The organism is Companilactobacillus huachuanensis, from assembly GCF_005404815.1.
GTDB lineage: Bacteria > Bacillota > Bacilli > Lactobacillales > Lactobacillaceae > Companilactobacillus > Companilactobacillus huachuanensis.
Genome location: NZ_BJDF01000013.1, coordinates 34,935 through 49,020 on the forward strand (window position 1 = coordinate 34,935; position 14,086 = coordinate 49,020).

16 protein-coding genes are annotated in these 14,086 nt (G+C 36.5%); 12 read left to right on the forward strand and 4 right to left on the reverse strand.

Going from position 1 to position 14,086, the window contains the following annotated elements:
• Positions 1 to 7: 7 nt before the first annotated feature.
• Entirely contained in the window at positions 8 to 1,687 is a 1,680-nt protein-coding gene (alsS, locus tag FFM71_RS08475) for an acetolactate synthase AlsS (protein WP_137611743.1), read from the reverse strand.
• 111 nt (positions 1,688 to 1,798) lie between these two features.
• Between alsS and FFM71_RS08480 the strand changes: the two genes are divergently transcribed.
• Entirely contained in the window at positions 1,799 to 2,230 is a 432-nt protein-coding gene (locus FFM71_RS08480; protein WP_137611744.1) for a MarR family winged helix-turn-helix transcriptional regulator, read from the forward strand.
• A gap of 59 nt (positions 2,231 to 2,289) precedes the next feature.
• On the opposite strand, the gene FFM71_RS08485 is transcribed toward FFM71_RS08480, so the two are convergent.
• Together FFM71_RS08485 and FFM71_RS13425 are read right to left on the reverse strand one after the other, a co-directional pair.
• Complete coding sequence (locus FFM71_RS08485; protein ID WP_171000514.1) at positions 2,290 to 2,967, reverse strand: metal-dependent transcriptional regulator; 678 nt, start codon at positions 2,965 to 2,967, stop codon at positions 2,290 to 2,292.
• 49 nt (positions 2,968 to 3,016) lie between these two features.
• The gene (locus FFM71_RS13425; RefSeq protein ID WP_171000515.1) at positions 3,017 to 3,178 is read right to left on the reverse strand and encodes a hypothetical protein; all 162 of its coding nucleotides are present in this window, start codon (positions 3,176 to 3,178) and stop codon (positions 3,017 to 3,019) included.
• A gap of 418 nt (positions 3,179 to 3,596) precedes the next feature.
• Here FFM71_RS13425 and FFM71_RS08490 point away from each other — a divergent pair, with 418 nt between their 5' ends.
• The 3 genes from FFM71_RS08490 (at position 3,597) to FFM71_RS08500 (ending at position 6,824) form a co-directional block, all read left to right on the forward strand.
• Positions 3,597 to 4,037 (forward strand): universal stress protein, encoded by a 441-nt coding sequence (locus tag FFM71_RS08490; RefSeq protein ID WP_373278800.1) that lies wholly within the window; start codon positions 3,597 to 3,599, stop codon positions 4,035 to 4,037.
• 26 nt (positions 4,038 to 4,063) lie between these two features.
• Positions 4,064 to 5,719, forward strand: a complete 1,656-nt coding sequence (locus FFM71_RS08495) for an Nramp family divalent metal transporter (protein WP_137611746.1) — start codon at positions 4,064 to 4,066, stop codon at positions 5,717 to 5,719.
• Between the two features lie 166 nt (positions 5,720 to 5,885).
• The gene (locus tag FFM71_RS08500) at positions 5,886 to 6,824 is read left to right on the forward strand and encodes an SLAP domain-containing protein (protein WP_137611747.1); all 939 of its coding nucleotides are present in this window, start codon (positions 5,886 to 5,888) and stop codon (positions 6,822 to 6,824) included.
• Positions 6,825 to 7,152: 328 nt separating this feature from the next.
• On the opposite strand, the gene FFM71_RS08505 is transcribed toward FFM71_RS08500, so the two are convergent.
• On the reverse strand, positions 7,153 to 7,563 hold the full coding sequence (locus FFM71_RS08505) for a peptide deformylase (protein ID WP_137611748.1): 411 nt from the start codon (positions 7,561 to 7,563) through the stop codon (positions 7,153 to 7,155).
• Positions 7,564 to 7,688: 125 nt separating this feature from the next.
• Between FFM71_RS08505 and FFM71_RS08510 the strand changes: the two genes are divergently transcribed.
• The 8 genes from FFM71_RS08510 (at position 7,689) to FFM71_RS08545 (ending at position 14,076) form a co-directional block, all read left to right on the forward strand.
• Positions 7,689 to 8,504, forward strand: a complete 816-nt coding sequence (locus FFM71_RS08510; protein ID WP_137611749.1) for a glycosyltransferase family 8 protein — start codon at positions 7,689 to 7,691, stop codon at positions 8,502 to 8,504.
• A gap of 511 nt (positions 8,505 to 9,015) precedes the next feature.
• Positions 9,016 to 9,339, forward strand: a complete 324-nt coding sequence (locus FFM71_RS08515; RefSeq protein WP_137611750.1) for a YlcI/YnfO family protein — start codon at positions 9,016 to 9,018, stop codon at positions 9,337 to 9,339.
• Between the two features lie 19 nt (positions 9,340 to 9,358).
• Entirely contained in the window at positions 9,359 to 10,177 is an 819-nt protein-coding gene (locus tag FFM71_RS08520; protein ID WP_137611751.1) for an SPFH domain-containing protein, read from the forward strand.
• A 129-nt stretch (positions 10,178 to 10,306) separates the two neighbouring features.
• Positions 10,307 to 10,843: a phenolic acid decarboxylase gene (locus FFM71_RS08525; RefSeq protein ID WP_137611752.1), complete on the forward strand. Its 537-nt coding sequence runs from the start codon at positions 10,307 to 10,309 to the stop codon at positions 10,841 to 10,843.
• A 53-nt stretch (positions 10,844 to 10,896) separates the two neighbouring features.
• The gene (locus tag FFM71_RS08530; RefSeq protein ID WP_137611753.1) at positions 10,897 to 11,409 is read left to right on the forward strand and encodes a PadR family transcriptional regulator; all 513 of its coding nucleotides are present in this window, start codon (positions 10,897 to 10,899) and stop codon (positions 11,407 to 11,409) included.
• 363 nt (positions 11,410 to 11,772) lie between these two features.
• Complete coding sequence (locus FFM71_RS08535) at positions 11,773 to 12,543, forward strand: YveK family protein (RefSeq protein ID WP_137611754.1); 771 nt, start codon at positions 11,773 to 11,775, stop codon at positions 12,541 to 12,543.
• Positions 12,500 to 13,291, forward strand: coding sequence for a CpsD/CapB family tyrosine-protein kinase (locus FFM71_RS08540; RefSeq protein WP_137611755.1), 792 nt, complete (start codon positions 12,500 to 12,502; stop codon positions 13,289 to 13,291). The genes FFM71_RS08535 and FFM71_RS08540 overlap by 44 nt, the downstream gene beginning before the upstream one ends.
• A complete protein-coding gene (locus tag FFM71_RS08545; RefSeq protein WP_137611756.1) occupies positions 13,288 to 14,076 on the forward strand; it encodes a tyrosine-protein phosphatase in 789 nt (262 codons plus the stop codon). Before FFM71_RS08540 ends, FFM71_RS08545 begins: the two co-directional genes overlap by 4 nt.
• Positions 14,077 to 14,086 lie beyond the last annotated feature (10 nt).

Genomic DNA, 14,086 nt, shown 5'->3' on the forward strand with positions numbered 1-14,086 from the left:
CCTCCAATTAATTCAATACGTCATCGACAAGTTTAGATGCAAGATTGATATTGTCTGAATAGTCAACCGGGATGTGAACAATGACTGGACCGTCAGTGTTAAAGGCTTTGGCAAGCATTGGTTCCAAGTCTTCAGTCCTCTCAACACGCATACCTGTTGCACCAAAACTTTCAGCATACTTAACAAAGTCAACGGGTCCTAATTTAACGCCAGATTCATGACCATATTTAGCAATTTCTTGGAAACGAACCATGTCGTAATAACCGTCGTCCCAAATCAATTGAACGATATTAAGATGTAGGCTAACGGCTGTCTCAAGTTCTTGACCAGAGAATAGAAAACCACCATCCCCGGCGACTGAAACAACTGGCTGTTCGGGACGTTCCAAAGCAGCGGCAATGGCCCATGGAAGTGCCACACCGAGCGTTTGCATACCATTACTGAATAGGAGGTGTCGTGGTTTATAACTTCTGAAATGACGCGCCATCCAGATATAGAGCGAACCAACGTCAACTGTTACAGTTGTATCGTCATTAACTTGATTTTGCAAAGCATGGATAATGGCTAGGGGATGAATTCCATTTTTATCTGAATGATTTTCGGGAATAGCATCTTTTTTAGTAAATTTTTCTTGCTGTTCAGCCAAATGCTTGTGCATATCAGCTCCCAGATCAATGTCGGCAGGCAAACTTTCACTAATTTTGTCCAAAGTTTTAGCAATATCAGCTTGAATAATTACTTCTGGTTGATAATCATTGGTGATTTCTGGAGCAATACTGTCGAGATTGATGATTTTACCAGTCCGACCAATATTCCAGTTACGGGCTTCATATTCAATTGGGTCATAGCCGACTGCGATGATCAAATCACTTTCTTTAAGAATGGTATCACCGATTTGATTACGAAATAGTCCTACACGGCCATAATAATTTTTTTCAAGGTCACGGGAAATAACACCAGCACCTTGAAAAGTTTCGACAACAGGAATGGAGAACTTGTGAAGAAACTTGTGAATCTTATGGGTTACTTCATTAGTGGATGAACGCATACCAGCTAAAATGACTGGCAATTTAGCATTCTCAATCTTTTTCACGACACGGTCAATTGTTTCTTGGTCAGCGCCACCTTGTTCAATGGGGGACAATTCGTTGATAGTGTTGCGGCTGACTTTATCATTCAAGACATCTTGAGGTATGGAGATAAAGGTGGCTCCAGATTTAGGTGCCATAGCATTTTGGTAAGCGTTTGCAAAAGACTCCGACAAATTGTTGGCATCTTGAACTTCGACGCTTTCCTTTGTTGCGGCTGATAAAAGCTCTTTACTTGAGATGCTTTGATGGGTTAATCTAGCAATATCGTTCCGAGGAACTTGACCACCGAGTGCAACTATTGGGTCACCTTCAGCAGTAGCAGTGATTAAACCGGTTGCTAAATTGGAGACACCAGGTCCAGAAGTGGTGGCTACAACACCGGGTTTACCAGTCAATCGACCGATTCCAGCAGCTATAAAAGCCGCATTCTGTTCGTGACGAGTGATTATTAGTTTGGGAGTCTTGGGGTTATCATTGTGTTCTAGTGATTCAAAGAGTTGGTCAATTTTGGCTCCGGGTAATCCGAAAACATACTTAACTACTTGATTGATCATCGTTTGAATCAATGCTTGAGCACCGTTTGGTTGTTCTGTCATTATTTCTTGCCTCTTTTTTATTTAGTTTTGTTCTATAATTATTCATAGGTAAAAATAAATCATTCGTGTTGATTTGTCAACACAGAAAGCTTTTCATTAGGGTGAAAATAAATGAAAAATATTGGTTACTTAGCACAAGATATTTCTATCTTACATAGACAATATTACAAGGATACGAGGGAAGAATTCAACAAAATCAACTTAAATCCGACAGCTGCATGTATTTTATTGGCCGTGAGCGATTATGAAAATATTAGTCAGAATCAAGTTGCCCGTTCATTAGTGATCGACAAAGGGTTAGCAACGCGTGAAATCAATAAGATGGAAAAATTAGCTTATTTAACCAAGGCAGATGGGGCTGGAAAAACAAAAATTTTAAATTTGACAAAAGAAGGCCAATCAGTAGTCGAGATGGTTCAGAAGATTCGGAGTCAATGGTGGGAAGACCGATTTGCCAATTCAGGAATTACACCAGATAGTCCGCTAGTTTCTTCCATTGAAGCAGTGGTCTCAACAATTGTGGGTCCAATGAGTAAAGGATAGAAAAATTTAGAATAAAAAAAGAGCGTTTGACAACGCGTGATTTCCATAATCATGTGTCCTCAAATGCTCTTTTCCATTTCTGTGGTAGAAACTTTCTCGATCCGAATCATCTTCGTAATGTTCTTGGGCAAAATTTGTTTTAAATCATTGCGTAAATTTAAAACGACCATTGAATGGTCATAACTATTAATATTAATAATTTGTATTTTATCGTTCAAGCGAATATCAATGTTGTTCAAAATTTTGAAAAGATAATTGTCTTCAGTAAAATTGATAATCTTGAAAATTTCGTTAGAGATATCTTGATCCGATAGACGTGACAGTTTGGTGAATTCTGGAATATCACAATTAATAGGAATGATATTCCCATGTGGACAAGTCTCAGGGTAATTTAAATAAATGTTAAGCCGGTCGATCAATAGCAGATCGGGATGGTCCGATAATTTAGTTGCCTTTTCATAAATGTCACTTAAAGGTATGTTGAGCTTTTCGTAAAGCCATATTTCAATCAAACGATACTGTTGAATGAGTGGTATAACAGCGTTTAATCCTTTTTTTGTCAATTTTGTCCCATAATATTTGGTATATTTAACCAAGCCTAACTTTGCTAAATGTTGAGTACGATCAGAAATTGAGGCCTTACTGACATTAGCTTTGACTGCTAGATCAATGTTGTTGACGTTTTGAAAGCTACCACCTAATTCGAAAATAAGTCTTAAAAAATTTAAATCATTCAAAATCATTCACCATCTTTCTAATAAACCAGTTGCTTCTATATAAGCCAGTTTATTTGGAATGCCCTTTAAAAATTCGGTCGTCTACTGAGAGTATATTAGTGAAAATTCTAGAGTACATACCTACTAAGACCTCGGAAGTAATCCAATTGTTAGTTAAATTACTTTGATTACTGGATTCATCAGTATCTTGTTCTTTTGTAGTATTCTTCATAAGTGTTCCCCCTATAAGTATTGGTTTAAGCAATTTAATTAGTGCATGCCTAACAATAGTGTTGAAAAACTTATTTAATAGGCATTCATATACCACATGTATATTTAAATAGAAGTAAACTAATATAAATTGTCGATAAACCCCGTCATTACAAGTTTAATATAACATAGTTATTTTAAATAAAATAGTTAAGTAGGGGGTAAACAATTTTTGATATACCTCATAATATTTCGATAATTCCCTTTAAAATGGGCAAGTAAACGATTTCTAAATATTTTCAAAAATAATTGTACTTTTTACTTTTTTGTTAGGTGGCCTTAAAAAGAGGTTTACATACCATTAAAAAGAGGTAGAATAGTTTTTGGAAAGACGAGAAGCACAGCGCTTGTCTAAAAGAAAAGATATGGAGGACAGACCAATGTCGAAACAAAACAATACTTTTGAACGTGTATTAGTTGGTGTCGATGATTCAGCAGACGCACAGTTGGCATTTAGATATGCAATGCATCGTTGTATTAAAGATGGTTCAACGTTAATCATTACTTCTATTCTTGAAGATAATGAAATGAATGTTTATCAAGCATTAACTAGAGATTATGTTCATGGGGAACGTAAAGAACTTGAAGATCACTTGAAAGAGTACCGTCAGGTTGCACTAGATGCTGGAGTTAAAAAAGTTGAGCTGATGGTTGCTGAAGGCGATCCTGGTGAAACAATTGTTAAAGATGTTATTCCCGCATCGGAAGCCGATTTATTAGTAATCGGATCACTTTCGAAAAAGGGAATTAAGAAGTATTTCGGTTCACAAGCGGCCTACATGGCAAAATATTCACCTATCTCAATCATGATTATTCGTTAAACCAAAGTTAAAAGGGGGAGATTAATATGGCTGAAAAGCGTAAATTAATCCAATATGCCAATGGTCCTTCACTAGAAGAGATCAACGGCACGGTTTCAGTACCAAAAGACAAAGGTTTTTTCAAAACACTACTTGCATACTCAGGTCCCGGGGCATTAGTTGCCGTCGGTTACATGGATCCAGGTAACTGGTCAACATCAATCACCGGTGGTCAAAATTTCCAATACCTACTAATGTCAGTTATTCTTATGTCTAGTTTAATTGCCATGTTGTTACAATATATGGCAGCTAAACTAGGCATAGTGAGTAAAATGGACTTGGCACAAGCCATTCGTGCTAGAACAAGTAAATCACTAGGTATCGTTTTATGGATCTTAACTGAATTCGCTATTATGGCGACTGATATTGCCGAAGTTATCGGTGGTGCAATCGCCTTGTATCTATTATTCAATATCCCATTAGTAATTGCAGTTTTCATTACTGTTGGTGATGTTCTAGTCTTGCTATTATTAACAAAAATTGGTTTCAGAAAAATTGAAGCTATCGTTGTATGTTTAATTCTCGTAATTTTATTTGTATTCGTTTATCAAGTTGCATTATCAAATCCTAACTGGAGTGCTGCATTTGCTGGATTAATGCCAACAGGCAAAACATTTGCAACTAGTCCAACAATTGGTGGTCAAACACCATTGACTGGTGCTTTAGGAATTATCGGTGCCACAGTTATGCCTCATAATTTGTACTTGCACTCAGCTATTTCTCAAACAAGAAAAGTTGACCACGCTGATGAAAAATCAGTTGCTCAAAACGTTCGTTTCTCAGCTTGGGATTCAAATATTCAACTAACAGCCGCTTTCTTCGTTAACGCTTTGCTATTAGTTATGGGTGTTGCTGTATTCAAGAGTGGTGCCGTTAAAGATCCATCATTCTTCGGTTTGTATCAAGCGCTATCAGATACCTCAACTTTGAGTAATGGAGTTTTGATTGCGGTTGCTAAATCAGGTGTCCTTTCAACATTATTTGCCGTTGCTCTATTAGCTTCAGGTCAAAACTCAACTATTACTGGTACACTATCAGGTCAAGTTATCATGGAAGGTTTCGTTCACATGAAGATGCCTCTCTGGTTAAGACGTTTAGTTACACGTTTGTTATCAGTTATCCCTGTATTGATTTGTGTTATGTTGACAAGTGGTAAGAGTTCAATTGATGAGCACGTGGCTTTGAATGATTTGATGAACAACTCACAAGTATTCTTGGCCTTCGCTTTACCATTCTCAATGTTGCCATTATTGTTAATGACAGACAGTGCTACTGAAATGGGTAACAGATTCAAGAATGCTGCTTGGATAAAATGGTTAGGTTGGTTCTCAGTTCTTGCTTTAACATTCTTGAACCTCTACGGATTACCTGGTCAAATCCAAGCATTCTATGGTGATAAACCAACTGCTGGTCAAATGACTCAAGCAAATATCATTGCCGGTGTCTTGATTGTGGCCGTTCTTGCACTACTAGCATGGACAATGATCGACATGCATAAAGGTAATGAAAGATTGAAGATTTCATTAGCCGCAGAACATGTGGATTCAACTTATGATCATTTAGCTAAGATGTCAGCTGCTGCCGGATCTGAAGAAGAATTCGACAAGGAAGCTACAGTTGAAAGAAATTCTGAACAAAGATAAGTAAATAAAAAAACGACCTTTAGGGGTCGCTTTTTTTGTCAAAAAATTTGAATTATAGTTCGATAAATAAAACCAGAAAAATTGAGAGAAATTCCTAGTCGGTGAACGTTTTCATGTGATATATTGCTAAAGTTGTTTTAAAAAATTTATTTATATGAGGAATCAAATGAAAAAATTACTATATAGCTCAATTATTCTTGGTGCAGGACTGTTTGCATTCGGAATCAAAAATAATACTGTGTTAACAGTTAAAGCAGCAGAGATAAGTACTGAATCCGTTTCAATTCCAAGCGAGGTAAAGACTGAGGAAGTGAAAGATCCTGTTAACTCACAACAAATAGCTACTAATAGAATTAATAAAACAAAAGATGGTATCCCTTACGTTGAAATTAGACCCACGGATGAAGCAATAGTAAAGGATCCGCAGAGGCCCCTAAGTAATGTTAACGATCCCGCTTATGAGGGAGAATTGATGGTCCCATATACATACTATGGAAATGGAGCCGTCTATGTTCTTGACGATAATAATCAGCCTATTCCAGATGCTAATAGCGAAACCGGTTATCAGATGCGAAGATCCGAAGATGTCTATGAAAAAGAAATACGTATTACTGATGTGAGTTCAGAATTCACTGGTACGGTCTATGGCATTAATGAAGGAACCCAAACCACTAAAAAAGAAAAAATGCTTGCAGCCTTAAAACGAGAGGGTGCATTTTACATGGAATTTAGAAACCATGGATATAGCACGAAAGCTGAATTAATAGCTTATCAAAAAGCTTTTGAGAATAAGCTTGCTGAAATTTCGAATCTAAATGATGATGGGACACTCGTTGTAAAAACTCCGGTTACAGAAACTACCACTGTTTCACACAACCATAGTTCAACGGCCATTTCAAACCAGACTCAAAATGATGAAAAATTGCCTTTAGTTGTTGTGACCATTCGCCAAGCACAACTATATTCAACTGAGGGTAAAACAGTAACTGACCGGGGTCTAAGCGACAATACTGTTTGGGTGATCGACAAAATTGCTATGATCAACGGTCAAAAAATGTATCGAATTTCTGCTAATGAATGGGTTGCTGCAAACGATGTTATCTAACCAAAGTCCAGTTAACTAAGTGTTGAAAGTTTAGGTAAGTATGCCGTTTCCAGAGATGAGAGTATTCAATTGCTGCGCGGAACGGTCCGAGCCAAAGTTCGATCTCGAACCTCGGTTGTTTGTTTGAAGCTTCGCAAAACCCGCGAGTCTTCACACGTCCGGTGGTGTAAGTAAATTCTTGCTAATGCCGTTAGTCAGCAAATAAAATTGATTTTAATAAAAAGGGAGCCACTTCTTACTTGAAAAGTTATTTCAAGTAAAAAGTAGCTCCTTTTTTTCTCAGTTTATAAAACTTAGTAATTTATTTGTGAGTAGTTTATTTTATGTGCTAAATTAATATACCGTTGCAATGATCAATTTCATGTTGGATAATTTGAGCGATAAAATCAGAAAAGTCTTGTTGGTGTACTTGAAAATTGCTATCCCAATATTTAACCGTGATATTTTGGTAACGTTGAGTTGATCGTTCACCAATCAAGGAGAGACAACCTTCAGAGGTCGTGTATTCATTTGATTTATTAACAATAGCTGGATTTATCATGGGGACATTCATCATTCCCATTGAAAAAATAATGATTCGTTTATTAATTCCAATCATATTGGCTGCCATACCAACACAATTTTTTTCATTAGCCTTCAGTGTATCTTGTAAATCTGTAACGACGTTATAGTCATTTTTAGTTGCTAATTCAGCTTTTTGAGCTAAAAATGTTGTGTCGTGATTGATAGGTCTGATCATAATATTCTCCTTTGGTATCTTGAAAAGTGCTATCACTAATCAGAAAACAATAGATTTGATTAAAGTTCCATCCTTTAGCTAGTATAATTTAGATGAGGACAATTGACTAGGAGGGGGATATATTTATGAATTTATTATTTGCGATTGATAACAACGTGACACAACAATTAATGACGACCTTATATTCAATCAAGCAGAATTCGACGGTAGAGAAATATTCAATTTATGTTATTCAAGATCGGAAACTGAAAAAAAGTGCTGAAATAGAAAGTTTTTGTCAGAAATTGGGGATGCATTATCATCCAGTAATTATTAATGATAATCAATTTGACGATGCACCGACAACTGATCGTTATCCTAAAACAATTTACTACCGGTTGCTCGCATACAAATATTTGCCTAAAAATATTAAAAGAATTTTATATCTGGATATTGATATTTTGGTTATAAATGATTTGAAGCCACTTTATACTTTGAATTTGAAAGACTACTGGTATGCAGCAGCCAGCCATACGGCGTTAGATGTAACAGATAATATTAATAAATTACGTCTTGGCAATTATGAAGCTGAGGGCTACTACAATTCAGGTATCATGTTGATGGATTTACAGGCAATTCGTGAGCATGTTAAAGCCGACGATATTTTTGCTTATATTGATAAGAAGGGCGCAACATTACTACTGCCGGATCAAGATATTTTGAATGGCTTGTATGGTCAAAACATTATGAAAATTCCTGATGAATTATACAATTATGATGCGCGAATGAATCCACTGTATTTCGCCAAGAGTAATGGCGAATGGGATATCGATTGGGTAATTGAGCATACAGTTATCCTACATTTTTGTGGTCGTGATAAGCCTTGGCGCCCAGAGTACAAAGAACGATTCTCAGGTTTATATAAGCATTATCAACATCGAGCATTAAAAGTATTGCTGTAGTTTATTTTTAGTTATCCAAAGGTTGAAAGTTTAGGTAAGTATGCCGTTTCCAGAGATGAGAGTATTCAATTGCTGCGCGGAACGGCCCGAGCCAAGGTGCGGTCTCGGACCTCGGTTGAAGCCTCGCAAAACCCGCGAGTCTCCAACGCGCCCGGTGGTGTAATTGCTGAAGCAATAACGCCACTTTCGCTGCAAATGAATACTCTCATCTCTTCCAACTAGTTTATTTTTTAATTGCAGGAACAAATAAAATGAAAGCTTCCGCTTATTTAAATAAATTAGCTCAAGGCTTGTAACAACAATGGTTATATTAATTTTTCGATTTTTAATTTCCAGATTATAAGAATAATCAAACTATGGTTGCTGGTCATTTATTAAATAAAACCTCATTCAGTAAGGCCATAGTAATAACTATATAAAAAATAGAATCCCCTTTGGGAATTCTATTTTTTTGACATTTTGCCAATATCAATCTGATATCACTTTGATATAAACGCGATATAATATAGATATGGCAGATAAGATGATTGCATTAAGACTAGATAAAGATTTGTACGACCGAATAGCTGAGGATGCTGATCGAACAAATCGAAGCGTTAACAATTATATTGTCACTAAATTAAGTGAAATAGTACCCACTAATAATCTCGAACAGCGCCAAATAGTAGGATCTGTCGTTCGAGGCAACAAGATCAATATGGCAAACGACTTGGTCGAGGTTAAAGGTATTTATTATCGTTATGACTTATTGGCAAATGATTCAGTTAACCAAGAGAGAAATTACCAGATTATCAAAGCTAATGGTAATATCTTGACGATTCAAGAAATGAAATAAGAAAAGTAGGCGGAGAAATATGTTTGGTTTGAAAATTGTACGTCAGAATCACGTGGGTTTGGTAGAAACATTGGGGAAATATAGACGCGAAGTCAGTGCTGGATTAAATATTTATATTCCTCTTTTTCAAAAGATTCGAATCGTTGATTTGGCAATGATTCCGTTGTCATTAAAAGGCTATTCAGTTATTACTAAGGATAATGCTGAAGTGGAAACAAACATCACCCTAAATTATCACATCACTGATGCTCGAAAATTTCAGTATGAGAACAGCAATTCAGTTGAGTCGATGATTCAATTGGTTCGTGGTCACTTGAGAGATATCATTGGTAAATTGGATTTGAATGAGGCGTTAGGTTCCACATCAAAAATTAATGCTGATTTGGCAAATGCAATCGGTGATTTAACTGATACATATGGAACTAAAGTCGACCGTGTCAATATTGACGAATTAAAACCTTCCGCCTCAATAACCGAATCAATGGAGAAACAGATTCGAGCTGATCGTGAAAAAACAGCTGCCATTGCTAAAGCAAATGGTGATGCCCGGAGTATTGAAATTGAAACTAAAGCTAGAAATGAGGCTACAGTTTCGACAGCTAAGGCCGAAGCTGAAGCCACGATTGCCAGAGCCGATGCCAAGGCCTACGAAATTAAGAAATTGAACGATACTTTAGCAGCTGTTGATAACAAGTATTTCACTGCTCAACAAATTCAAGCCTTCGCTGCTCTAGCAAATTCACCAGCTAACACTGTGGTTATGGATAAGGATTCAATCGGCAAGTACGCTGATATCCCTGTTACTGCCAAAGTTATGAATCAAATGATAAACAAGTAATTTAAAATATAAAAGATAGGTCGTTCCCAATTTCGGAATGTCTGTCTTTTTTTATTTTTTCCTTGACCTTGTGTCGTTATCGACATATACTAATATTTGTCGATAACGACACAAGGAGACAACTGAATTATGACAAAAACTTTTAAAACATTAGATGATTTTTTAGGAACACATTTTATTTATACTTATGATAATGGCTGGGAATATGAATGGTATGCTAAGAATGATCACACCGCCGATTACAGAATTCACGGAGGTATGGTTGCCGGACGTTGGGTAACTGACCAAAAGGCTGATATTCTTATACTTACTGAAGGTGTTTATAAAGTTTCATGGACAGAACCAACTGGAACTGATGTTGCTTTGGACTTCATGCCTAACGAAAACAAGATGCATGGAACAATCTTTTTTCCTAAGTGGGTTGAAGAGCATCCAGAAATTACGGTTACTTATCAAAATGAACATATTGATTTAATGGAAGAATCACGTGAAAAGTATGAAACATATCCTAAATTGGTAGTTCCAGAAATGGCAAAAATTACATATATGGGTGACGCTGGTCAAAATAACGAGGATGTAATTAGTGAAGCACCATATAAGGGCTTGCCAGATGATATTCGAGCTGGTAAATATTTCGACGAAAACTACCACCGTATCAATAAATAAGCATGTTAGAATGGTATACGAAAGTTGTATATCATTTTTTTATGGAGAAAACTATGCCCAAAAAACGTATTTTACCGTATGTCTTATTAGGATTAATCAATAATAAAGGTAAACTATCTGGTTATCAAATCAGCCAGGAGTTTAGAAATGAAGTGGGGGATTTTTGGCATGCCTCGCACAGTCAAATTTATCCTGAATTGGCACGCATGAAAGACGACGGTTGGGTGGTTGATCACGACGAAGATAAATCAACATTGTATACCGTTACGGTCGAGGGTCATAAAATATTACGTAATTGGATGCAAGAACCACTGACTGATAATGAAGAAATTTTTTCGTTGAAACTTTACTTCATTAAAGACCAGTCGGATCCATTGTTGAATGATTTGATTCAGCAGGAATTAAAATTGCGGCAAAATAAGCATGATTATTTGAAAGGACGTCTTAAGGAAGTTTTCACTGACGATGTCACGATTCAAAATAATTATGGTCACTATTTGATATTGACTCGGGCCATTGAACGTGAGGGAAATCATATTCAGTGGTTAAAATCAAAAATCAATTAATACCTCGCACTCGGAGGTGTTTCTAACAATATAATTGTAGACAACATAAATTAGCTCAATACGATTGTGAACAAATGGACAGAGTGTCTTGTCCAGTGTTTGCTATCGTATTGGGCTTTTTTGTTGTCTTTTTGAGTTCTGATCAATAAATATATTAATAACAAAAATTCAGATTTTCCAACTAAAACAATTAAATATTGAAAGAAACTTTCTCAAATTACTGTCAAAAAAATAATATTTAGTTTCAAAAATTGATATACCACGTTATATCAAACCTGTATAGACACCGATTCGGCCAGCCATTAGAATTGTTCCAGCATGAGATATACATGTAAATAAATTTGAGTATTAGTGGAGGATTATGTGGAATTAAAACAAACCATTAGTATGATTCAAATTCTAGTCATACTGCGTAAACATATTAAAGCTATCTTGGGAACAACGATTGTCATTACTTTGGTAGCAGCATTTATGACTTTCTTCGTTATGACGCCTAAATATAGCGCAACAACTGAAATTCTCGTTAATCGAAAATTATCTGCTGATTTGCAGAGTGCTCAGTTTCAACAGGTGCAGGCTGATATCCAAATGATCAGTACTTATAAGGACATTATCACTAGTCCAGCTGTTCTAAAGGATGTTAACCAAGAGGCAAAAACCTATGCAGGTTATCCAGGTTCGATGACCAAATTGAAAAAGTCGCTAACAATTAGTAATTCACAGAATTCACAAGTTTTTTCAGTAACAGCTAAGGCAACTAATGCTCAGACGGCTGCTAAAATTTCGAACGCTACAGCAAGGGTTTTTAAGCAGAAAATTGGCAAAATAATGAGCATCAATAATGTGTCCATTGTTTCAGAGGCGTTGGTAACTAAAAAGCCAGTCAGCCCTAAGAAAACTATGAACATTATTGCTGGCCTTGTTGTCGGAATTCTTTTGGGTATGGCATTAGCATTCATTTTTGAAATGACTGATCGTACGGTAGCATCTGAAAGTTTTCTTGTTGATGAACTTGGCTTAAACAGTCTGGGATTCGTCAGTGAGATTGATCAAAAGGATATTGAACGAACTGTTAAGCATAAACGATTCTATGATCAAAAAACTGACAAAAATCTCGTTAAGAGGAGGGTCTAAAGTGGCTTTTAAACTATTTAAAAAATCAGTTCCAAAATTGGACAATTACAGTTTGTCACACGGTGTCAGCTTGGTCACATATGACAATCCAATCAGCACGATTTCAGAACAATTTAATTCGATTCGAACGAACATTCAATTTTCCTCAGTTGATAGAAACTTACGATCCATTTTGTTCACATCATCGGCTCCATCTGAAGGAAAGTCGACGGTCAGCAATAATGTAGCCATCAGTTGGGCCAAGCAAGACAAGCGAGTTCTTTTGATTGATGCCGATTTACGTCGACCAACAATTCATCGAACCTTCGGAGTTTCCAATCATCTTGGACTTTCTAATTTTCTTTCTGGAACAGTTGATTTAGGAACAATCGTTCAGCCAACGATGGTTGAAAATCTCTTTGTAATTACCAGCGGTCCAACTGCTCCGAATCCATCAGAATTATTGGGAAGTCAAAGAATCAACCAACTTTTTGCTACATTATCGGAAGAATTTGATTGCTTGATCTTTGACGCGCCACCAATAAATTCTGTAACCGATGCCCAAGTTTTAGCGGCTAAGGTGGACGGCGTTGTTTTAGTGGTTCCTTACAAAATTGCCAATAAAGTTGGAGTTGCCAAGGCCAAAAGATCTTTGGAAACAGTTCATGCTCATATTCTAGGCGTCATTATGAATCGAATGACTAAGGATAAGCTGGAAGGTTATTATGGCGGCGAATACAGCGGTTACTACGGGGTTAATCCTAAATGACACTAGTAGATTTGCATTGTCATCTTTTACCAACAGTTGATGATGGAGCACAAGATATTTTTAAGGCTATAAGTTTGGCGAAAGTGGCAGTCGAACAAGGAATCAGCCACCTTGTATTAACACCACATCATTTGGATGGAAAATACACCAATCATAAATTGGACGTCATTCAAAAGGCGGCTAACTTACAAGCTGAATTGAATCGGATTCAACTTCCACTACAAGTTTTTCCCGGCCAAGAAGTTCATTTAAATGGTGAGTTACTTGAAAAGATTGCCGAAGATGACGTCCTATTTATGGATGAAACGAACCGTTATCTGTTACTAGAACTGCCACATGACGATGTGCCGAAATATACTGAACAGATTATTTTTGAATTAGTTGCTAAAAATATTAGACCAGTTATTGCCCATCCAGAACGTAATCAAGCCATCCAAAGAGATCCGTCAAAACTCTATGAGTTGATTGCCTGGGGATGTTTGACCCAGCTGACCTGCGGTAGTTATTTAGGCGAATTTGGGAAAAAAGTTCAGATATTGACTGAACAAATTATTAAGTCAAATCAAGGTTTTATTTTTGCCTCCGATGCGCATAACTTTGAAGGCCGAAGATTCTTGATGAAAGAAGCCTTCAAACGTCTTACACAAGAAGAAGGACAGGCAGTCACTGAAAGACTTCAACAAAATGACAAGGATATTATCAATGGCGAAGATATAGCTGAAACAGAAATTAAACATATATCTTCATTATCGACTAGTAAGAGAAAATTTTGGCTCTTTAACTAAATTGGTAAAT

Bases quoted from the DNA above. Each gene is read 5' to 3' on its own strand.
- alsS (WP_137611743.1), bottom strand. From the start codon at position 1,687: ATGACAGAACAACCAAACGGTGCTCAAGCATTGATTCAAACGATGATC.
- FFM71_RS08480 (WP_137611744.1), top strand. From the start codon at position 1,799: ATGAAAAATATTGGTTACTTAGCACAAGATATTTCTATCTTACATAGA.
- FFM71_RS13425 (WP_171000515.1), bottom strand. From the start codon at position 3,178: ATGAAGAATACTACAAAAGAACAAGATACTGATGAATCCAGTAATCAA.
- FFM71_RS08490 (WP_373278800.1), top strand. From the start codon at position 3,597: ATGTCGAAACAAAACAATACTTTTGAACGTGTATTAGTTGGTGTCGAT.
- FFM71_RS08495 (WP_137611746.1), top strand. From the start codon at position 4,064: ATGGCTGAAAAGCGTAAATTAATCCAATATGCCAATGGTCCTTCACTA.
- FFM71_RS08500 (WP_137611747.1), top strand. From the start codon at position 5,886: ATGAAAAAATTACTATATAGCTCAATTATTCTTGGTGCAGGACTGTTT.
- FFM71_RS08505 (WP_137611748.1), bottom strand. From the start codon at position 7,563: ATGATCAGACCTATCAATCACGACACAACATTTTTAGCTCAAAAAGCT.
- FFM71_RS08510 (WP_137611749.1), top strand. From the start codon at position 7,689: ATGAATTTATTATTTGCGATTGATAACAACGTGACACAACAATTAATG.
- FFM71_RS08515 (WP_137611750.1), top strand. From the start codon at position 9,016: ATGGCAGATAAGATGATTGCATTAAGACTAGATAAAGATTTGTACGAC.
- FFM71_RS08520 (WP_137611751.1), top strand. From the start codon at position 9,359: ATGTTTGGTTTGAAAATTGTACGTCAGAATCACGTGGGTTTGGTAGAA.
- FFM71_RS08525 (WP_137611752.1), top strand. From the start codon at position 10,307: ATGACAAAAACTTTTAAAACATTAGATGATTTTTTAGGAACACATTTT.
- FFM71_RS08530 (WP_137611753.1), top strand. From the start codon at position 10,897: ATGCCCAAAAAACGTATTTTACCGTATGTCTTATTAGGATTAATCAAT.
- FFM71_RS08540 (WP_137611755.1), top strand. From the start codon at position 12,500: ATGATCAAAAAACTGACAAAAATCTCGTTAAGAGGAGGGTCTAAAGTG.
- FFM71_RS08545 (WP_137611756.1), top strand. From the start codon at position 13,288: ATGACACTAGTAGATTTGCATTGTCATCTTTTACCAACAGTTGATGAT.